Annotated in this window: 12 protein-coding genes and 1 pseudogene; 8 read left to right on the forward strand and 5 right to left on the reverse strand. The window is 72.1% G+C overall.

Annotation, left to right across the window (positions count from 1 at the left end; genetic code table 11):
* Window positions 1–94 precede the first annotated feature (94 nt).
* Window positions 95–2,356 carry a glycogen debranching protein GlgX gene (glgX, locus tag ACSHXN_RS13835; protein ID WP_356114804.1) on the forward strand — a complete coding sequence of 754 codons (2,262 nt, stop codon included), beginning with the start codon at window positions 95–97 and terminating at the stop codon, window positions 2,354–2,356.
* 39 nt (window positions 2,357–2,395) lie between these two features.
* Here glgX and ACSHXN_RS13840 read toward each other — a convergent pair whose 3' ends face one another.
* Genes ACSHXN_RS13840 through ACSHXN_RS13855 form a run of 4 tightly spaced genes read right to left on the reverse strand, consistent with a single transcriptional unit; the run spans window position 2,396 to window position 6,027 of the window.
* On the reverse strand, window positions 2,396–3,031 hold the full coding sequence (locus tag ACSHXN_RS13840) for a response regulator transcription factor (RefSeq protein WP_355141167.1): 636 nt from the start codon (window positions 3,029–3,031) through the stop codon (window positions 2,396–2,398).
* Entirely contained in the window at window positions 3,021–4,325 is a 1,305-nt protein-coding gene (locus ACSHXN_RS13845) for a sensor histidine kinase (protein WP_355141165.1), read from the reverse strand. The genes ACSHXN_RS13840 and ACSHXN_RS13845 overlap by 11 nt, the downstream gene beginning before the upstream one ends.
* 29 nt (window positions 4,326–4,354) lie before the next feature.
* Window positions 4,355–5,119, reverse strand: a complete 765-nt coding sequence (locus ACSHXN_RS13850; protein WP_355141163.1) for an ABC transporter permease — start codon at window positions 5,117–5,119, stop codon at window positions 4,355–4,357.
* The gene (locus ACSHXN_RS13855; RefSeq protein WP_438303180.1) at window positions 5,116–6,027 is read right to left on the reverse strand and encodes an ABC transporter ATP-binding protein; all 912 of its coding nucleotides are present in this window, start codon (window positions 6,025–6,027) and stop codon (window positions 5,116–5,118) included. Before ACSHXN_RS13855 ends, ACSHXN_RS13850 begins: the two co-directional genes overlap by 4 nt.
* Window positions 6,028–6,233: 206 nt before the next feature.
* Here ACSHXN_RS13855 and ACSHXN_RS13860 point away from each other — a divergent pair.
* From ACSHXN_RS13860 to ACSHXN_RS13890, 7 genes and pseudogenes are all read left to right on the forward strand, one after another.
* Window positions 6,234–7,908 (forward strand): annotated as a pseudogene (locus tag ACSHXN_RS13860) (ABC transporter ATP-binding protein).
* A complete protein-coding gene (locus tag ACSHXN_RS13865; RefSeq protein WP_356114801.1) occupies window positions 7,905–9,806 on the forward strand; it encodes an ABC transporter ATP-binding protein in 1,902 nt (633 codons plus the stop codon). The pseudogene ACSHXN_RS13860 and the gene ACSHXN_RS13865 overlap by 4 nt, the downstream one beginning before the upstream one ends.
* On the forward strand, window positions 9,803–11,521 hold the full coding sequence (locus ACSHXN_RS13870; RefSeq protein WP_356114800.1) for an ABC transporter ATP-binding protein: 1,719 nt from the start codon (window positions 9,803–9,805) through the stop codon (window positions 11,519–11,521). The genes ACSHXN_RS13865 and ACSHXN_RS13870 overlap by 4 nt, the downstream gene beginning before the upstream one ends.
* Before the next feature lie 11 nt (window positions 11,522–11,532).
* A complete protein-coding gene (locus ACSHXN_RS13875) occupies window positions 11,533–13,326 on the forward strand; it encodes an ABC transporter ATP-binding protein (protein WP_438306459.1) in 1,794 nt (597 codons plus the stop codon).
* Window positions 13,327–13,614: 288 nt separating this feature from the next.
* A complete protein-coding gene (locus tag ACSHXN_RS13880) occupies window positions 13,615–15,660 on the forward strand; it encodes a M4 family metallopeptidase (protein ID WP_356294489.1) in 2,046 nt (681 codons plus the stop codon).
* A gap of 241 nt (window positions 15,661–15,901) precedes the next feature.
* A complete protein-coding gene (locus tag ACSHXN_RS13885) occupies window positions 15,902–17,545 on the forward strand; it encodes a M4 family metallopeptidase (RefSeq protein ID WP_438303181.1) in 1,644 nt (547 codons plus the stop codon).
* A gap of 66 nt (window positions 17,546–17,611) precedes the next feature.
* Entirely contained in the window at window positions 17,612–18,118 is a 507-nt protein-coding gene (locus ACSHXN_RS13890) for a DUF1990 family protein (RefSeq protein WP_355141149.1), read from the forward strand.
* Window positions 18,119–18,245: 127 nt separating this feature from the next.
* Here the strand turns inward: ACSHXN_RS13890 and ACSHXN_RS13895 are convergent, their stop codons facing one another.
* Window positions 18,246–20,870 (reverse strand): glycosyltransferase family 1 protein, encoded by a 2,625-nt coding sequence (locus tag ACSHXN_RS13895; RefSeq protein WP_355141187.1) that lies wholly within the window; start codon window positions 20,868–20,870, stop codon window positions 18,246–18,248.
* Between the last annotated feature and the right edge of the window lie 327 nt (window positions 20,871–21,197).

A 21,197-nucleotide genomic window follows, 5' to 3' on the forward strand; every position in this document is an offset into this window, starting at 1 on the left:
CCGCAGGGGCGCGTCGAAGGCGGACAAGCCAGGAAAGGGCGGGACGCCGTGCGCCCTTTTCCGCGTCGTCCACCGAGCCGCGGGAGGCCTACAGGTGTCGAGCGCAGCCGAGCGGGAGGCAGTGCAGAGGGAGCGGGCGGACGGGGTGCGGTCCGTGCGCCCGGCCGCCGTGCTGAACGGCAGTCGGCGTCCGGTGCTGCCCGTGCCCGTGTGGCCGGGCGCGCCCACGCCGTTGGGGGCACGCTTCCGTGCGGGCCCGGACGGGGTCGTGGGCACCAACTTCGCGCTGTGGGCGGGCGGCGCCGAGGCGGTCGAACTGTGCCTGTTCGACGAGGCGGGCGCCGAGAGCCGCGAGACGCGGGTGCGGCTCACGGAGCTGACCCATGAGATCTGGCACGGCTTCGTACCGGGTGTGATGCCGGGCCAGCGCTACGGCTACCGGGTGCACGGCCGTTGGGACCCCTGGACCGGTGCGCGGTGGAACCCGGCCAAGCTCCTCCTCGACCCCTATGCACGCGCTGTGGACGGCGACTTCGGCCTGCCGCCGGAGGTGTACGGGCACGTGCGGGACTGGCCCGACCAGCGGGTGGCGGACACCGTGCGCGACGAACGCGACTCCGCACCCCATGTGCCCAAGGGCGTGGTCGTGCACGATGACGACGACTGGGCGGACGACCACCGTCCGAAAACGCCGTGGGCGGACTCGGTGATCTACGAACTGCACGTGCGCGGCTTCACCCGGCTGCACCCGGACATCCCGGAGGAACTGCGCGGCACCTACGCCGGTCTGGCGCACCCGGCCGCCGTCGAGCACCTGGTGAAGCTGGGCGTGACCGCCGTGGAGCTGCTGCCGGTGCACCAGTTCGCGCACGAGGATCACCTGCTGCGGCGCGGCCTGAGGAACTACTGGGGATACAACTCGATCGGCTACTTCGCCCCGCACGCGGGCTACGCGGCCTCCGGCACGACGGGCCAGCAGGTCGGCGAGTTCAAGCGGATGGTGCGGGCACTGCACGCGGCGGGGATCGAGGTGGTCCTCGACGTCGTCTACAACCACACGGCGGAGGCGGACCAGCTCGGCCCGATGCTGTCCCTCAAGGGCATCGACAACCGCGGCTACTACCGCCTTCAGTCGGACGCCCGTCAGTACGCGGACTACACGGGGTGCGGCAACACGCTGCACGTGGTGCAGCCGCACGTCCTGCGGCTGATCACCGACTCCCTGCGCTACTGGGTGACCGAGATGGGCGTGGACGGCTTCCGCTTCGACCTCGCCGCGGCGCTCGCCAGGTCGATGCACGACGTGGACATGCTCTCCCCGTTCCTGGCGGTGATCGCCCAGGATCCGGTGCTGCGCCGGGTGAAACTGATCGCGGAACCGTGGGACGTGGGGTCGGGCGGCTACCAGGTCGGCGCGTTTCCACCCCTGTGGACGGAGTGGAACGACCGCTACCGCAATGCGGTACGGGACTTCTGGCGGGGTGCGCTGCCGGACGTACGGGACCTGGGCTACCGCCTGTCCGGCTCCAGCGACCTGTACGCCTGGGGCGGCCGCCGGCCGTACGCGTCGGTCAACTTCGTGACGGCGCACGACGGTTTCACCCTGCGCGACCTGGTGTCGTTCGAACGCAAGCACAACGAGGCCAACGGCGAGGGCAACCGCGACGGCTCCGACGACAACCGCTCCTGGAACTGCGGCGCGGAGGGCGAGACCGACGACGAGCGGGTACGGGCCCTGCGGCGGCGGCAGTTGCGGAACCTGCTGACCACACTGCTGCTGTCGACGGGTGTGCCCATGCTGGTGGCAGGCGACGAGATGGGCCGCACCCAGCGCGGGAACAACAACGCCTACTGCCAGGACAACGAGATCGGCTGGGTGGACTGGAGCCTGCTTCAGGACCCGGGCTGGCGGGCGCTGTTCGACCTCACCTCGCGTCTGATCGAGCTGCGCCACCGCCATCCTGTGCTGCGCCGCCGTGCCTTCTTCTCCGGGCGGGCCCATTCGGCGGACGGCCTGCGGGACCTGGCGTGGTTCACCGCACGCGGCGCGGAGATGACCGAACGCGACTGGTACGCGCCCGCGGCCACCCTGGGCATGTACCTCTCCGGCCGCGACATCCCGGGCCGGGACTCCCGGGGCGCCCCGGTGGTGGACGACAGCTTCCTCGCGGTGCTGCACGCCGGGGACCGCCCGACGGCCTTCGTGCTGCCGGGACCGCCCTGGGCGCAAGGCTACGAACTGGTCGTGGACACCTCCCGCGAGGAGCAGACTCTGCCACCGGCGACGGTGCACCGGGCGGGTACGACGGTGACGGTGCCGGCACGGGCGGTGCTGCTGCTGCGGGTCTCGGAGTGAGGCCGTCCCGTGACACCGGGCGGACCGGAAGGACAGGCCCTAGCCCAGAATTCCGCGGTCGTAGGCGACCGCCACCGCCGCCGCCCGGTCCTTGACGCCCAGTTTGGCGTAGAGATGCGTCAGATGGGTCTTCACGGTGGCCTCGCTGATGAACAGCACCCGGGCTGTCTCGCGGTTGGAGGTGCCCTTGGCCACGAGGGCCAGCACTTCGCGCTCGCGGACGGAGAGCGGCTCGTTCCCGGGGGCGCGCACCGCCGAGACCAGTCGGGAGGCCACCGCCGGGGACAGCACCGTACGGCCCTCGGCCGCGGCCCGTACCGCGGTGAAGAGTTCGTCGCGCGGCGCGTCCTTGAGCAGATAGCCCGTCGCGCCCGCCTCGATGGCGGGCAGGGTGTCCGAGTCGGTGTCGTACGTCGTCAGGACCAGGATCTTCGCGCGGGCGCCCGAGCGGGTGAGGGTGGCTATGGCCTCCACCCCGCCGCCGCCCGGCATCCGCAGATCCATCAGGATGACGTCCGGGTCGAGTCCGGCGGCCAGCGCCACCGCCTCGACACCGCCCGACGCCTCGCCCAGGACGCGGAACCCGGGGGCGTTCTCGAACATGCCGCGCAGCCCGTCCCGAACGACGGGATGGTCGTCGACGATCAGCAGGGAGACGGTCGCGTCATCGGTCATCGCCCACCAACGGTACGCGAGCCGAGACCGCCGTGCCCTGTCCCGGCTCCGATTCCAGGACGAGGGACCCCGCGATGCGCTCGGCACGGGCCCGCATGCCGTCCAGTCCGTAACCCCTGGTGCCGGTGCGTTCCGGGAGCCGGTGCGGATCGAAACCGCGGCCGTCGTCGCGGATGTCGAGGCTCACCTCGTCGCCCATGAAGCTGAGCGTCACTCCGACGCGGGTGGCGCAGGCGTGACGGGAGGTGTTGGAGAGCGCCTCCTGCGCGATCCGCAGCAGCGTGGCGGACACCTCGTCGTGGAGTGGCACCGCGGTACCCGTGACCGTGAACCGGGCGCCCACACCGGTGCGTTCGCCCCACTGGGCGACCGTCTTCTCCAGCGCCTCCGGCAGCCCGGCGTGCTCCAGGTCGACGGGGGCGAGGTTGTGGACGGAGCGGCGGGCCTCGCCGAGACTGTGCCGGGCGAGCGCGGCGGCCCGGTCGAGATGGGTGCGGGCCACCGTGAGGTCGCAGGCGCCCGCGACCACCTGGAGCTGGGCGATGATGCCGGTCAGACCCTGAGCGATGGTGTCGTGGATCTCGGCGGCGAGGCGCCGGCGCTCGTCGGCGACCCCGGCTTCCCTGGCCTGGACGAGGAGTTGGGCATGAAGGGCCGCGTTCTCGTCGAGGGCCCGCTGGAGGGCCGCGTTGGTGCGCTCGAGTTCGGCGATGGTGTCGCTCTGCACACGGGCGCGTTCGTCCTCGTGCGCCGCGATGCGGGCGAAGACGGTGAGCAGACCGAGGTTGACGCCGAGCAGCACGCCGAAGCCGAGCCAGCCGACCCCGCCCTGCGGCGGCATGCCCCCGGCCTGCGAGCCGGACATCGTGACGGCGGTGGCGACAAGGCCGTATGCCACGAGGCGCTGCGGCAGCAGCCGGTTGGCGCCGAAGTAGCCCGTGACGGCGAAGAGGGCGAAGAACGGGTTGAGCCAGCTGAGGACGAAGCCGAGCACCCAGCGGACGGTGTAGTAGGCGACGCCGGCCCGGGAAGGTCCCGTGCGCCCACGGGACACCCGCCCCCACACCCACTGCAGGGCGAGGGCCGCCGCCACCAGCGCACCGGCCATGTACCTGGCTGTGGTGCTCATGCCCACGGCGTCCGCGGAGACGATCGAGGTCAGGGTCCCCCCGGCGAGGAGACCGTAGGGTCCCCACCGGTGCCAGGCCGCCCAGCGCTGCTCCACCGCGGCCGACCCGGGGGCCGACCAGGCGCCGACCGCGATGCCCGGCACCTGTTGCGTCTCGGCTGTCATACGACCAGTCTGCACAGCGGGAACCGCCCTCACTCCCAGCGGAACCATCGTGCGGCCAGGGCCGACAGAAGCACCGTCCACCCGGCGAGCACGCCGAGGTGGCCCCAGCCGGGCCAGTCGCCGGAGGCCGCCTGGCCGAGCGCGCGGGCGGCCGCCCCGAACGGGGTCAGCTCCACGACCCGGGCCAGCGTGTGCGGCATGGACTGCACCGGTAGCCACACCCCCGCGCAGAACATCATCGGGAAGTACACGGCGGACCCGATCGCACCCGCGATCTTCGTCGTCCGGGAGACGGCCGAGACCACCGAACCCAGCGCGAGGGCGGCGAGGACGGCCAGGACCAGGGCGAGGACGTAACCGGCGAGTTGCTGCGGAAGCCGCACGTCGAAGGCGAGCCGGCCCACGGCGAGCGCGAGCAGCGTGGAGACGAGGACGGCCAGTCCGTGCACCAGCATCTGCGCGGACAGCAGGGACGAGGGCCGCACCGGCGTGGTGGACATCCGGCGCAGGATGCCGCGCTCGCGGTAGCCGGTGAGGGCCTGCGGCATGGACTGCACCCCAGCGGTGATCATGGCGACGAGGACCACCACGGGGACGTACAGATCGACGAGCCTGAGGCCGCCGAGGGACTTGTCGCTCTCCCGGAAGGCCGGGATGGAGCCGAGGATCACCAGCAGCAGCGTGGGGAACATCAGGATCCAGAAGATGCCGCCGGGTTCGCGGCGGAAGAGCCGTACCTCCGTACGCAGGACGGTCGCCCGCGGACGCGCCGCGGAGAGGGTCGAGGTGCTCATGCCGAGGCCTCCGTCAGGTCCAGGAACGCGTCGTCCAGCGTGGCGTCGGTGACGCGGAGCTGATGGGCGGTGATGTGCTGCCGGGCGAGCAGGGAGATGACCGCGTTGACGGTCTCGTCGGTGCCGGCGAGCGTGATCCGGCCGTCCTTGTGGGCGACGGACGCGAGCGCCGGCAGCGCCTGCAGTTCGTCCTCGTCCAGCGGCGCCGACGGGGTGAAGCTGATGACCGTGGAACCGGACGCGCGTCGGATCAGTCCGGCGGGGGTGTCCAGGGCGGCGACCCGGCCCTTGTCGATGACCGCGATCCGGTCGCAGAGCCGCTGCGCCTCCTCCATGAAGTGCGTGACGAGCAGAACGGTGACGCCGTTCCCGCGTACGTCCTCGATGAGCCGCCAGGTGTCGCGGCGGGCTCGCGGGTCGAGTCCGGTGGTGAGCTCGTCGAGGACCACCACCCTCGGGTTGCCGATGAGGGCGAGCGCGATGAACAGGCGCTGTTTCTGGCCGCCGCTGAGTTTGCCGAACCGGGCGGTCAGCTGTCCGGTGATGTCGAGGCGCTCGGCGAGCGGGCGCCAGTCGGCGGGGTGCGGGTAGAAGGACGCGTACAGCTCCAGCGCCTCGCGCACGGTGAGCTTGGCCTGCAGTTCGCTCTGCTGGAGCTGGGCGCCGAGGACCCGGGAGACCTGCTCGTGGTCGGCGACGGGATCGAGCCCGGCGACCCGGACCCGTCCCTCGTCGGGAACCCTGAGGCCCTCGACGCACTCGACGGTGGTGGTCTTGCCCGCGCCGTTCGGGCCGAGGATTCCGAAGATCTCGCCCTCCTCCACGGTGAAGGTGACGCCGTCGACGACGGCCCTTCCCCCGTAGGACTTGCGCAGTCCGCTGACTTCGATGACGGGATGCGTGGTCATGGCTCGAGGGTCCCGGCCGAAGCCCCTCCGGCACATCGGCCGCCTCGCTCGAAGGTGCATCAGCCGATCGGTTGATGCGGGGGTACGACCCGGCGGCCGACGGACCGGGCGACCCCTCGTACACGCAGGTCGTAGGACCGCGGACGGATCCGGGTCCGGCCAAAACTCGGTGGGCACTGTCGGTGCCGGTCCGTAGGCTCCCCCTGATGCCCACACCACGTGTAACCCCCAAGGACCGCTCCGCCGTGCGCACCCTGCTGCGCCTGTGGCCGTATGTGCGGCCGGTGCGCCTGAGGTTGTTCACCGCCGCGTTCGTCGCGATCGTCGCCTCGTGCGTCGGCCTGGTGATCCCGCTGGTCCTCAAGTGGCTCGTGGACGGGCCGGTGGCCGACCGGGATCCGGCGGGGGTGTGGCTCGGCGCGCTGTACCTGCTGCTGCTCGGAATCGCCGAGGCGGTCCTGTTCGGCATACGGCGGTGGCTGGTGGCCCGCCCGCTGTCCCGGGTCGAGGCGGACATGCGGGCGGACCTGTACCGGCATCTGCAGCGGCTGCCGGTCGCCTTCCACGACCGCTGGGCGTCGGGCCAGCTGCTCTCGCGTGCCACGACCGATCTGATGCTGCTGCGTCAGTTCCTCGCCTTTCCCTTGACGTTCCTGCTGGTCAACGGTGTGACCATCCTTGTGGGCGTGATCATCATGCTGCTCCAGGACTGGACGCTGGGGCTGGTGATCCTCGTCCCGGGCATCCCGGTCGTGGTGATGTGCGCGCTCTTCGAGCGGCGGTACGCGGAGGTGGCGCGGCGGGCCCAGGACCAGGTGGGCGATCTGACCACCGTGGTCGAGGAGAGCGTCCTCGGCATCCGCATCATCGTCGGCGGGGACGCTGGTGGCCTTCCTGTCCACGGCCCTGGCGCTGCGCTGGCCGGTGGACTCGATCGGGTTCCTGCTGGCGATGAGCCAGGAGGCGGCGACCGCGACGGAGCGGTACTTCGAGGTGATGGGCGAGGAACCGGAGTCCTCCGGGCCGCGCGTCCCGGAGCCGTCACCGGCCGGGACCGGGCCGCGCGGCGCGGCGCCCGAAGGCGCCCGCCCCGAACCCGCCGGCGCGGTCCTCACGGCACAGGACGGACTCAGGTTCGACGACGTCCGGTTCCGCTACCCGGACGCCCCGCCCGGCTCCCCCGCGGTCCTCGACCGCATCGACCTCCACATCCGCCCGGGCGAGACCATGGCCCTCGTCGGGGCCACCGGCAGCGGCAAGACCACTCTCACCGCTCTCATCCCCCGCCTGCACGAGGTCACCTCCGGCAGGATCACGCTGGACGGCCGGGACATCACTGCCATGCCCAGGGCCACCCTGCGCGAACTCGTCGCCGTCGCCTTCGAGGAACCGACCCTCTTCTCCGCCACCGTCGGCGACAACGTGCTGATGGGCGCCCCGGACACCGCCGGCGAGCAGGACCTCGAGCAGGCCCTCGGCATCGCACAGGCCGACTTCGCCCACGCACTCCCCCAGGGCACGCGGACCCAGGTGGGCGAGCAAGGACTCAGCCTCTCCGGCGGCCAGCGGCAGCGCCTCGCGCTGGCCCGCGCAGTCGTCGGCAGCCCCCGCTTCCTCGTCCTGGACGACCCCCTCTCCGCCCTGGACGTGCACACGGAGGCCGCGGTGGAAGCGGCCCTGCGCCGGGTGCTCGACGGGACCACCGCCCTGGTCGTGGCGCACCGCCCGTCCACGGTCCTGCTGGCCGACCGCGTCGCCCTGCTCTCCGGCGGCCGCATCACCGCCGTCGGCACCCACCATGAACTGCTGCGCACGAACGCCGAGTACGCCCATCTGATGTCCGGAGATTCCCAGGACGAGGAACGCGAGGAGGCCCGATGACCGCGCCCGCCCCCAAGCTCTCGACGTCGTCCGAGCAGGAAGGACCCCGATCGGACGCGCCGGAGGGCCAGGACCTGGATCGGCCGAAACCGGCGTCCGCCGCCTCCGACGACCCCTTCGACCACGACACCCTCCCGGCACCCCCGGGCGCCACGGCCCTGCTGCTGCGGTCGCTGCTCGCGCCGCTCAGGCCCCGGGTCGTGCTGACCTGTGTGCTGCTCCTGCTCCAGCAGGCCGCGGTGCAGGTGGGCCCGCTGCTGGTGGCGTACGCGATCGACCACGCCGTCCCGGCGCTGCGGGACCACGACCACGGGCCGCTGATCGCGGTGGCGGTCGCCTATCTGCTGGCCGCCGCGACCGCGGGCGGGCTCCAGTACGTGTTCATCGTCGTCTCCGCCCGTGTCAACCAGGACGTACTGCTCGATCTGCGCGGCCGGATCTTCCGCCACGCGCAGGCGCTCAGCATCGACTTCCACGACCGCTACACCTCCGGCCGGCTGATCTCGCGGTCCACCACGGACGTCGAGTCGCTGCGCGAACTGCTCGCCGAAGGACTGCAGGAACTGGTCACGGTCGTCCTGTCGTTCCTCTACATCTCGGCGCTGCTGCTGTGGCTGGACCTCGGCCTCGGTGCGGTGGCCGTGGCGTCGCTGGTGCCGCTCTACTGGCTCGTACGGCTCTACCAGCGTCGGGCCGGGCGGATCTTCCGCCGCCGGTCGACGGCCATCGCCGCGGTGATCGTGAAGTTCGCCGAGACGATGAACGGCATCAGGCCCGTGCGCGCGTTCCGGCGCGAGGCGGCCAACGACGCCGGCTTCCGCGTCCTCAACGAGCGGCATGCCCGGACCAACGGCGACGCGCTGTTGGAGATGGCCCGCTATGTCGTCGGCTCCCGGCTGATCGCCAACACGGCCGTCGCCGGAATCGTGCTGTGGGGCGCCTACCGGGTGGCGGAGGGCTCGCTGGAGCTCGGTGTGCTGGCGGCCGCGGTCCTCTATCTGCGGCGTCTGTACGACCCCATCGACCGGCTCGGCATGTTCCTCAACGCCTACCAGTCGGCGGCGGCCTCGCTGGAGAAGATCGCGGGGCTGCTGGCTCAGGTTCCCACGGTGCCCGAACCGTCGGCTCCCGCGCAGCTCCCACCGCTCGAGGGTGAGCAGCCCGGACGTGAAGTCGTGTTCGAGGACGTGCGCTTCGCGTACCGTACGGGGGCCGAGGTGCTCCCCCGCTTCTCGCTGGCCCTGCCCGCCGGCCAGACCGTCGCGGTCGTCGGCGCGACCGGTGCCGGGAAGTCCACGCTCGCCAAGCTGCTCGCCCGCTTCTACGACCCCTCGGACGGCCGGGTCCTGCTGGACGGCACGGACCTGCGCGACCTCGGCCCGGCCGAGCTTCGGCGCGGGGTGGTGATGGTGACCCAGGAGGCGTTCCTCTTCTCGGGCACGGTCGCCGAGAACATCGCGATCGGCCGCCCCGACGCGCCCCGGGAGGAGATCGAACAGGCGGCCAAGGCCATCGGCGCGCACGACTTCATCAGCGCACTGCCCGAGGGCTACGACACCGACGTCCGCAAACGCGGCGGCCGGATCTCGGCGGGGCAGCGGCAGCTCGTCGCCTTCGCCCGCGCGTTGCTCGCCGACCCGGCGGTCCTGATCCTCGACGAGGCGACCAGTTCCCTGGACATTCCCGGTGAACGGGCCGTCCAGCGGGCGATGGTGACGGTGCTGCGTGGGCGCACGGCCGTCGTGATCGCGCACCGGCTGTCGACGGTGGAGATCGCGGACCGTGTGCTGGTCATGGAGGACGGCCGTGTCGTCGAGGACGGCAGCCCGGCCGCGCTGATCGCGGGCACGGGCCGGTTCGCGGACCTGCACCGGGCCTGGCGGGACAGTCTCGCGTGAGGGGCGTCGACGCGTACGAGGATCCCGGGACGCCCGACCACCGCGGCGGCTGGTGGTACCTGTGGTGGCTGGTGAGCCGTCAGCCGGGCCGGTGCGCCGCCGGGGCGCTGCTGGGCAGCGCGTGGATGGTGCTGCTGGCCGCGACGCCGTACCTCATGGCCCGCGCGATCGACGACGGTCTGGAGCCGGGCGACATGGGCGCGCTGTGCGGGTGGACCCTGGCGCTGTTCGTGGTGGGGTCGTTCAACGCCTGGCTGAGCATCATGCGGCACCGCACGATGACCCGGGTGCGGATGGACGCCAACTTCCGGACGGTCAAGGTCGTGCTGGGGCAGGCCGTCCGGCTCGGCGCGGCGCTGCCCGGACGTGCCGGGGCCGGGGAGGTGGTCACGATCGGGGTGGGCGACGTGCAGACGATCAGCCAGTCCCTGACCTTCGTCGGACCGGGTGTCGGGGCGGTCGTCGCCTACGCGGTGATCGCGGGGCTGCTGCTGTCGGTGTCCCTGCAGCTCGCCGTCGTGGTCCTGCTCGGCGTCCCGCTGATCGCCCTGCTGGTGGGGCCGCTGACGGTGCGGCTGCAGGGGGCGGAGGGCCGGTACCGGGAGCGGCAGGGTGTGCTGACCGCGCGGATCGGCGATCTCGCGGGCGGTCTGCGTGTCCTCAACGGCCTGGGCGGCAAGGGTCTGTTCGCCGACGCCTTCCGCAGGGACTCGCAGCGACTGCGCGAGCAGGGCTACCGGGTGGGGGCGGTGACGAGCTGGATCCAGGCCCTGGGTGTGGGGTTGCCGACGCTGTTCCTCGCGGTGGTGACCTGGCTGGCGGCCCGGCTGGCCGCGCGCGGCGACATCACCGTGGGCGAGCTCGTGTCGGTGTACGGCTATGTCGCCGTCCTGGTGGGTCCGGTGGCGTTCTTCATCGAGTGCGGTTACCAGCTCAGCCGGGGCGTGGTGGCCGCCCGCCGCGTCGTGGGGCTGCTGCGCCTGGAACCCGTGGCGGACGACGGCACCGCGGACGCGCCCGCCGAACCCTCGGCCCTGCACGACCCGGAGTCCGGCGTGCGAGTGCCGCCGGGCCGGTTGACGGCGCTGGCCGCCGCCCGGTCCGCCGATGCGGCGGCCGTCGTCGACCGGCTGGGCCGCTACGTCCCGTCCGAGGCGACCTGGGGCGGGTCCCGGCTGGACGGGATCGCCCTGGCGCAGGTGCGCGAGCGGATCCTGGTCGCCGACCACGAGGCCGACCTGTTCGCCGGATCGCTGCGCGAGCTGGTGTGCGGACGCCGGGACCGCGACGAGAACGACATCGAGCGAGCGGTGCACGCGGCCGCCGCCGACGACATCGTGCTCGGTCTGCCCGAGGGTCTCGACACGCAGGTGGCCGCGCAGGGCCGCAGCCTGTCCGGCGGCCAGCGCCAGCGTGTACGGCTGGTGCGGGCGCTGCTGGCCGACCCCGAGGTGCTGCTCGCGGTGGAACCCACCTCGGCGCTCGACGCCCACACCGAGGCGACGGTGGCCGACCGGCTGCGTGCCGCCCGCAGCGGGCGCACCACCGTCGTCACCACCACCTCGCCGCTCGTCCTGGACCGTGCGGACACCGTGCACTTCCTGGTCGACGGAAAGGTCGCGGCCACGGGCAGCCATCGTGACCTCCTCGCGGCGGATCCCGGCTACCGGGCGCTGGTGGCACGGGACACGGACGCCGAGGAGGCCGTGCGTTGACCACGGACGGCATGGGCCGGCTGCCGATCGCGGAGCCGGCGGACGTGCGGCGCGCCGCCGCACGTCTGGTGCGGGCCGACGCCGGCGCCTTCGGCGCCGCACTGGCCCTGAACGCGGCGGCGGCCGGCGCCGGGCTCGTCGGGCCGTGGCTGGTCGGCCGCATCGTCGACGAGGTCAAGGCCGGGCGCGGTGTCGGCGCCGTGGACCGGATGGCACTCGTCATTCTGCTGTGCTCGCTGGCACAGCTGCTGCTGGCCCGCTGGGCCCGGTACGTGGGGCACCGCTTCGGGGAGCGGACGCTCGCACGAGTGCGCGAGGAGTTCGTCGACCGGGCCCTCGCGCTGCGCGCTTCCGTGGTGGAACGGGCCGGCACCGGCGATCTGACGGCCCGTGGCACCGCCGACGTGTCCGCCGTCGGCACCACCCTGCGCGACGCCGGTCCCGAGCTGCTGATCAACACCGTGCACGCGGCGTTCGTGCTCGGTGCGGTGTTCGTGCTCGATCCTCTGCTGGGCGCCGTCGGGATCCTCGGGATCGTGCCCGTCCGGTTCGCGCTGCGCTGGTATCTGCGCCGCGCGCGGGACGGCTATCTGGCCGAGGGCGCGGCGACCTCCGAGGTCGCGGAGATCCTCGCAGCCACCGCGTCCGGTGCCCGAGCGGTCGAGGCGTTCCGGCTCCAGGAGCGGCGGACCGCCGCGAGCCACGAGGCGCTGGAGACCTCACGGCGTACCCGGATGTACACGCTCCACCTGCGCACCGTGTTCTTCCCGGTGGTGGAGGTGTCGTACATCCTCCCGGTCGCGGGTGTGCTGCTGGTCGGCGGGGTGCTGCACGCGCACGGGGCCATGAGCCTCGGGGCGGTGGTGGCGGCCTCGCTCTATCTGCGGCAGTTCGCCGAACCGCTCGACCAGATCCTGGTGCGCGTGGAGCAGTTGCAGAGCAGCGGCGCCTCCTTCGCCCGGGTGGAGGGGCTGGCCCGTTCCCCGCGCTCCGCGCCGGACGGCGACGGTCCGGGCCCGGCGGACGACCGGATCGATGTGCGCGGGGTCCGCTACTCCTACGACCGCGGGGGCGAGGTGCTGCGCGGGGTGGACCTGACCGTGCGGCCGGGGGAGCGACTGGCGGTCGTCGGTCCCTCGGGTGCCGGGAAGACCACATTGAGCAGGCTGCTGGCCGGCGTCGAGGCGCCCGGAGCGGGCTCGGTGACCGTCGGCGGGGTGCCGATCGCGGGTCTCGGCCCCGAACGACTGCGCCGCCAGGTCGTCCTCGTCACCCAGGAGCACCATGTCTTCCTGGGCACCGTCCGGGACAACCTGCGGATCGCCGACCCGTCCGCCACGGACGAGGCCCTCTGGACCGCCCTGGCCGCCGTCGGCGCCGACGGCTGGGTGCGGGACCTGCCGGCGGGCCTGGACACCCCGCTGGAACCGGGCGGCCGCTCGCCGGTCTCCGGTGACGGCCGGCCGGGAGGGGCCCTCGCCACGGACGGCTCCCAGGCACAGCAACTCGCCCTGGCCCGGGTGGTCCTGGCGGATCCGCACACCCTGATCCTCGACGAGGCGACGGCGCTCCTGGATCCGACCACGGCACGCCACACCGAGCGCGCCCTGGCCGCGGTGCTCGAGGGCAGAACCGTCATCGCTGTCGCGCACCGGCTGCACACCGCGCACGACGCGGACCGCGTGGCCGTGATGGAGGACGGCCGGCTGGCCGAACTGGGCTCGCACGACGATCTGGTGGCGGCCGACGGAGCGTACGCCGCGCTGTGGCGCTCCTGGCACGGGGAGCGGCCGCCGCCTGCCTGAGGGGCCGGTCGGCCCAGCGGGTTCGGCCGAACAGTCCGTATACCGAACGTGACCTTTCACCCAACGAACCATTTCCGGACAAGTTCTTGACGCGCTCCTGACAGAAAGCGCGCTCCCCTGGCACGCTTCCCACGGCCGCTTCACAGCACCCCCACAGCTCCACGTCGTGCGGCGGCCCGTCACCTTCATGCACCTGGTTCCGCGTTCCGCCTGTTCTGCCCGGACGGCCGACCAGCCGTCCGGTCTCCCCTGGCCGCGCGACCCGCGGCCACGCAGAAGGAGTCAGTGTTGAGAAGCAGTTCCTCTCGCAGACGCACCTCCCACACCCCCGCCCGCAGCGCCGTCGCCTTCGCCCTCGTCGGCGTCTCCGCCCTGCTGGCCGCCGCCGTCCAGACGGGCGCCGCGAGCGCCGCGGCTCCGGCCGCCCCCGCCGCCGGGAAGATCAATCCCGCGCACACCGCGCTGAAGCTGTCCCCCTCGCAGCGCGCCGAGCTGATCCGCGACGCCGACACGGCGAAGGCGGACACCGCCCGGGCGATCGGCCTCGGCGCCCAGGAGAAGCTGGTCGTCCGTGACGTCGTCAAGGACGGCGACGGCACCCTCCACACCCGCTACGAGCGCACCTACGCAGGACTTCCGGTCCTCGGCGGCGACCTGGTGGTGGACACGGCCGCGTCCGGACAGACCGAGCAGGTCGTCAAGGCGACCCAGGCCACCGTCAAGGTCGCCTCGCTCACGCCGGCGGTCTCCGCCTCGACCGCGCAGAAGCAGGCGCTGTCCCTGGCCCGGGCGGCGGGCTCCCAGCAGACCGGCGCCGACAGCGCGCCCCGCAAGGTGATCTGGGCGGCCGACGGCAAGCCCACCCTCGCGTACGAGACGGTCATCGGCGGCTTCCAGGACGACGGGACGCCGAACCAGCTGCACGTCGTCAGCGACGCCGCCACCGGCAAGGAGCTGTTCCGCTATCAGGGTGTCAGGAACGGCATCGGCAACACCCAGTACAGCGGACAGGTCACTCTGACCACCACGCAGTCGGGCTCGACGTACACGCTGAACGACGGCTCGCGCGGCGGCCACAAGACGTACAACCTCAACCGCGGCACGTCCGGCACCGGCACGCTGTTCTCCCAGTCGAGCGACACGTGGGGCAACGGCACCACGTCGAACGCCGCGACCGCGGGCGCCGACGCCCACTACGGCGCCGCGACCACCTGGGACTTCTACAAGAGCACCTTCGGCCGCAGCGGCATCAGGAACGACGGCAAGGCCGCCTACTCCCGGGTGCACTACGGCAACTCGTACGTCAACGCCTTCTGGGACGACAGCTGCTTCTGCATGACCTACGGCGACGGCTCCGGCAACGCCGACCCGCTGACGGCCCTGGACGTGGCCGGTCACGAGATGAGCCACGGTGTCACCTCCAACACCGCCGGCCTCAACTACTCCGGCGAATCCGGCGGCCTGAACGAGGCCACCTCGGACATCTTCGGCACGGGCGTGGAGTTCTACGCGAACAACTCCTCCGACCCGGGCGACTACCTCATCGGCGAGAAGATCGACATCAACGGCGACGGCACCCCGCTGCGCTACATGGACAAGCCCAGCAAGGACGGCGCGTCCAAGGACAGCTGGTACTCGGGGATCGGGTCGGTCGACGTGCACTACTCGTCGGGCCCCGCGAACCACTTCTTCTACCTGCTGAGCGAGGGCAGCGGCGCCAAGGTCATCAACGGCGTGAGCTACAACTCGCCGACCGCGGACGGCCTTCCGGTCACCGGCATCGGCCGCGACAAGGCGCTGCAGATCTGGTACCGCGCGCTCACCACCAAGTTCACCTCGACCACCAACTACGCTGCGGCCCGCACCGGCACGCTCGCGGCGGCGGGTGAGCTGTACGGCACCACGAGCGCCGAGTACAAGGCGGTGCAGGACGCCTGGGCCGCGGTCGCGGTCGGGTCCCGCTCCGGCGGGGGCGGCGGTGGCGGCACCTCGTACGAGAACACCACCCCGGTGTCCATTCCGGACAACGGGCCGGCGGTCACCTCGTCGATCACCGTGTCCGGCAGGACCGGAAACGCGCCGAGCAACCTCCAGGTGACCGTCGACATCACCCACACATGGCGGGGCGACCTGGTCATCGACCTGGTGGGTCCCTCGGGCACCGCGTACCGCCTGAAGAACGCCAGCTCGTCCGACTCGGCGGACAACGTGCAGGCCACCTACACGGTCAACGCCTCGGCCCAGACGGCCAACGGGACGTGGAAGCTGAGGGTCCAGGACCAGGCGGCCCAGGACGTCGGCCGGATCAACAGCTGGAAGCTGACCTTCCCGTAAACCGCTCCCGGCAGCGGCGGGGACAGGGCGCCGTCCGGGGGTTCGACCCCTCCGGGCGGCGCCCGTTCGTCTTCCGGCAACGTTCATCACTCTGTCGAAATTGAGACAACCTCACGTTCGACACCTGACATGTACGCGTCTTTGGTGTCACTCTTCCACCGCACGGCTCACCCGCACCGCAACTTCATTCCGTCCGAACGGCACCCCACGCCGTCCGGGCGCCCCCACAGAAGGAGTTTGCGTGACTTCCCTCTACGCGCGTCACAAGCGCACCACTCTGGCCATCGCCACCGCCGTCGCATCAGGAGCCCTGCTCACCACCGGTCTGAGCACCGGTGTCGCCACCGCCCAGGCCGCGGCCCCGCTCGCCGCCTCCCCGGTCACCCTGTCCTCGACCGCGCGTGCCTCCCTCGTCGAGCAGGCACGGACCGCGGCGCCCGAGACGGCCCGGAAGATAGGCCTCGGCGTCAAGGAGCAGCTGGTCGTCAAGGACGTCGTCAAGGACGTCGACGGAACGGTCCACACCCGCTACGAGCGCACCTACGCGGGTCTTCCGGTCCTCGGCGGCGACCTGGTCGTCCACGAGTCGAAGTCCGGCAAGACCGAGGGCGTGACCAGAGCGACGCAGGCGACGATCAAGGTGGCCTCCCTCAAGCCGCAGGTCACCGCGGCGACGGCCGAGAAGCAGGCCGTCAGGGCCGCGCAGGCGGTGGGCTCGGACCGTTCCGCGGCCGACGGCGCGGCGCGCAAGGTGATCTGGGCCGGCTCGGGCACCCCGGTCCTCGCGTACGAGACGGTCGTCGGCGGGCTCCAGGACGACGGCACCCCGAACCAGCTGCACGTCGTCACCGACGCCGCCACCGGCAAGAAGCTCTACGAGTACCAGGGGATCGAGACCGGCACCGGCAAGAGCCTCTACTCGGGCACCGTCACCCTGAACACCACCAAGTCCGGGTCGACGTACCAGCTGTACGACACCACGCGCGGCGGCCACAAGACGTACAACCTGGCGCACAGGACCTCCGGCACCGGCACGCTGTTCACCGACGCGGACGACGTCTGGGGCACGGGCACGGCCTCCAGCTCCTCCACGGACCAGACCGCCGCCGCCGACGCCGCCTACGGCGCCCAGGCCACCTGGGACTTCTACAAGAGCACCTTCGGCCGCAGCGGCATCAAGAACGACGGCAAGGCCGCCTACTCCCGGGTGCACTACGGCAACTCGTACGTCAACGCCTTCTGGGACGACAGCTGCTTCTGCATGACCTACGGCGACGGCTCCGGCAACAACCACCCGCTGACCTCGCTGGACGTGGCCGGTCACGAGATGAGCCACGGTGTCACCTCCAACACCGCCGGCCTCAACTACTCCGGCGAGTCCGGCGGCCTGAACGAGGCCACCTCGGACATCTTCGGCACCGGCGTCGAGTTCGCTGCGAACAACTCCGCCGACCCGGGCGACTACCTCATCGGCGAGAAGATCAACATCAACGGCAACGGCACCCCGCTGCGCTACATGGACAAGCCCAGCAAGGACGGCGGCTCCGCCGACAACTGGTCCTCGAGCGTGGGCAACCTCGACGTGCACTACTCGTCGGGCGTGGCGAACCACTTCTTCTACCTGCTGTCCGAGGGTAGCGGCAGCAAGACGATCAACGGGGTCACCTACAACTCCCCCACGTCCAACGGCTCGACCCTCACCGGCATCGGCCGCGCCAAGGCGCTCCAGATCTGGTACAAGGCGCTCACGACGTACTTCACGTCGACCACCAACTACAAGTCGGCCCGCACGGGCACGCTCTCGGCCGCCGCCGCCCTCTACGGCTCCGGCAGCGCCGAGTACAACGCGGTGGCGTCGGCCTGGTCCGCCGTCAACGTGAACTAGTACGCAGATAGGACACGGCGGCCCCCGGCGCGACAACATCGCCGGGGGCCGTCCTACGCTGGGCACATGTCGTTCACGTACGAGGATGTGGGTGCGACCCGCAAGCCCGGCCACTGCCCAGAGGGCTTCCGTCCCCTGCACCTTCGCACCCGGATCGGCGAGGGCCACGAGGTGTTCCGCCGGGCGGCCGAGGCGGTCCTCACCTGGGAGATGCACCGGGCGGCGGGCCTCGGCGTCATCGCGGCCGAGGACCGAGCCGCCACCGGCGTCGATGTCACCGTCACCCTCGGCGGTGTGATCAAGGCCCCCTGCCGGGTGGTCTGGACGGTCGAGGAGCACCGCCGGGCGGGCTGGGCGTACGGGACGCTGCCCGGCCACCCGGAGTGCGGCGAGGAGTCCTTCGTCGTGGACCGTACCGGGGACGGCACGGTGTGGCTGACGATCACGGCCTTCAGCCGCCCGGCCAAGTGGTACACGAAGGCGGGCGGCCCGGCCGCGCGGGGCCTCCAGCACGCCTACGCACGACGGTGCGGCGCGGCGCTGCAGCGGCTGTGCGGGGAGGAGGGCTCCTAGGGGCCCGTCGTTCGGATCGTGCCGGCGTCGCGTCGGCCGAAAGGCGCAGTCCCTCCCCGCCGATCTGATCCGAACGACAGACCGTGGCCCACCGGCGACAGGACCGGCGCGACCCCGCACGCCCCGCTCAGCGCAGCAGCACCCCGGCTCCCTCCCCCGCCTCCTGGGACGGCACCGCCACCAGGCCCAGTTCCGCGCCGGAGGCCAGCAGGCGATGCGCCGGCAGGATCCGCACGGTGTAGCCGTACGGCCCGGTCCGGTCCAGCGCCAGCGGGCCCTCGTACACCCAGCGGCCGTCCGGCTCCGGTCCGCCCGCCGGTTTCAGCGCGGTCGCCGTCGCGTCCGCGAGGCGGTCGTCCGCGTCGACGCGGCCCGAGACCGCCTGCACCTCCACGTCGCCGGGCGCCAGTTCGCCGAGGCCGACGCGGACGCGGAGCGCAAGCGTCGTGCCCAGTTCGGCCGTCGCCGCCGCCGCCGGGGTCTCGACGTGGTCGACCGTGACGCCCGGCCAGGCCGCCCGTACCCGTGCCTTCCATGCCGCGAGCTCGCGCGCCGTGTCCGGCCTCATCGCCCGGTGCGCATGGGCCGCCGGGGTGTAGAGGCGCTCCACGTACTCGCGCACCATCCGCCCGGCCAGCACCTTCGGGCCCAGGTTCATCAGCGTCCGGCGGACCATCTCGATCCAGCGGTCGGGCAGTCCGCCCTGGCCCCGCTCGTAGAAGCGCGGGGCCACCCGCTGCCCCAGCAGCTCGTACAGCGCATGTGCCTCGAGGTCGTCGCGCCTGTCCTCGTCCGTCGCCGCGCCGTCGGCCGTGGGGATCGCCCAGCCGAAGTCCGGCTGGTACCACTCGTCCCACCAGCCGTCCCGGACCGAGAGGTTGAGGCCGCCGTTGAGCGCCGCCTTCATCCCGCTGGTGCCGCAGGCCTCCAGCGGGCGCAGCGGGTTGTTCAGCCAGACGTCGCAGCCCGGATAGAGCTTCTGCGCCATCGCCATGCCGTAGTCCGGGAGAAAGACGATCCGGTGGCGCACGCGGGGGTCGTCCGCGAACCGGACCAGCTCCTGGATCAGGCGCTTGCCGCCGTCGTCCGCCGGATGCGCCTTGCCGGCCACCACGATCTGGATCGGGCGCTCGGGATGCAGCAGCAGCTCCATCAGCCGGTCCCGGTCGCGCAGCATCAGCGTCAGACGCTTGTACGAGGGCACACGCCGGGCGAACCCGATCGTCAGCACGTCGGGATCCAGCACCCGGTCGATCCAGCCGAGTTCGGCCGTCCCCGCGCCGCGCTGCCGCCAGGACGCGTACAGCCGCTCCCGTACCTCCACCACCAGTTGTTCGCGCAGGTCCCGGCGCAGATCCCAGATCTCCTGGTCGGCGATCTCCTCGATCGCGTCCCAGCGTTCGGGGCCGCCCACCGTCAGGGCGTCCTCGGTGCGCTCGGCGCCGATCTGCCGCGCCCCGAGCCGGAACACCTCCGGCGCCACCCAGGTCGGCGCGTGCACCCCGTTGGTCACGGACGTGATCGGCACCTCGTCGGGGTCGAAGCCCGGCCACAGGCCCGAGAACATCTCCCGGCTGACGTTGCCGTGCAGCAGGGACACGCCGTTGGCGCGCTGGCCGAGCCTGAGGCCCATGACGGCCATGTTGAACAGATTGGGCTCACCGCCCGGGTACGACTCCATCCCGAGTCGCAGAATCCGCTCCACGGCGATCCCCGGCAGCTCCGCGTCCGGGCCGAAGTGCCGGGCCACCAGCTCCCGGTCGAAGCGGTCGATGCCCGCGGGGACGGGGGTGTGGGTGGTGAAGACCGTGCCCGCCCGGACCGCTTCCAGGGCGGAGTCGAAGTCGAGACCGCCGTCGCACAGCTCGGCGATCCGCTCCAGGCCGAGGAAACCGGCGTGGCCCTCGTTGGTGTGGAACACCTCGGGCTCGGCGTGCCCGGTCAGCCGGCAGTACGTGCGCACCGCGCGCACCCCGCCGATGCCGAGCAGCATCTCCTGCAGCAGCCGGTGCTCGCTGCCTCCGCCGTACAGCCGGTCGGTGACACCCCGTTCGCCGAGGTCGTTCTCCTCGACGTCCGAGTCGAGCATGAGCAGCGGCACCCGGCCCACCTGGGCGAGCCAGACGCGGGCCTGGAGCCGGCGGCCGCCGGGCAGCCCCAGGGACACCCGGGCGTGCGTGCCGTCGGGCTCGCGCAGGGGCACCACGGGCAGTTCGTTCGGGTCCAGCACCGGATAGTGCTCCTGCTGCCAGCCGTCCCGCGAGAGGGTCTGCCGGAAGTAGCCGTGGCGGTACAGCAGGCCGACGCCGATCAGAGGGACGCCGAGATCGCTGGCCGCCTTCAGATGGTCGCCGGCGAGGATGCCGAGGCCGCCGGAGTACTGGGGCAGCGCCGCCGTGATGCCGAACTCGGGTGAGAAGTAGGCGACGGCGGCGGGGAGGTCGGAGCCGGTCGAACGGGACTGGTACCAGCGGTCGCCGCTCACATAGTCGGCGAGGTCGTCGCCGACCGCGGCGAGGCGGCGCAGGAAGCGGCGGTCCTCGGCAAGCTCGGCGAGCCGGGCGGGAGGCACGCTTCCCAGCAGCCGCACCGGGTCGCCGTCGCAGGCGGCCCAGCACTCGGGGTCGACGGACTGGAAGAGGTCACGGGTCTCCGCATGCCACGACCAGCGCAGATTGCGCGCCAGGTCGCTCAGCGGGTGAAGGGCTTCGGGGAGGACGGGACGTACGGTGAACCTGCGGATGGCCTTCACGAATTCCACCTTCACGGAGGACGTGGGCGGCATGTCACACCCGACGGTACGCCGCTCGGTTCGCCTACCGTCGGGTTTGTACGCAGCCCGGGGCGCCGCCGCGGCGAGGTTCCGCCGTCCCCCGGACCCCCGCTCGTCGGCCGGACGCGGCGCCCTCGCGCGCCGGACGGGCCGGGTTAGCCGGTACCCGGACGCCCGAAAGACAACGCAACCTTTACCTACCGACCCCTGCCGATATGGCCGATTCCGCCCTCCTGGGCGACCTTGTGACGGTTCGCACCGCACGAGAGGCTGCCCATTGGCGCAGCGGCCGGCGTACCGCCCGGA

The sequence above is a fragment of the Streptomyces sp. HUAS TT11 genome (assembly GCF_051553595.1).
Classification (GTDB): Bacteria; Actinomycetota; Actinomycetes; order Streptomycetales; family Streptomycetaceae; genus Streptomyces.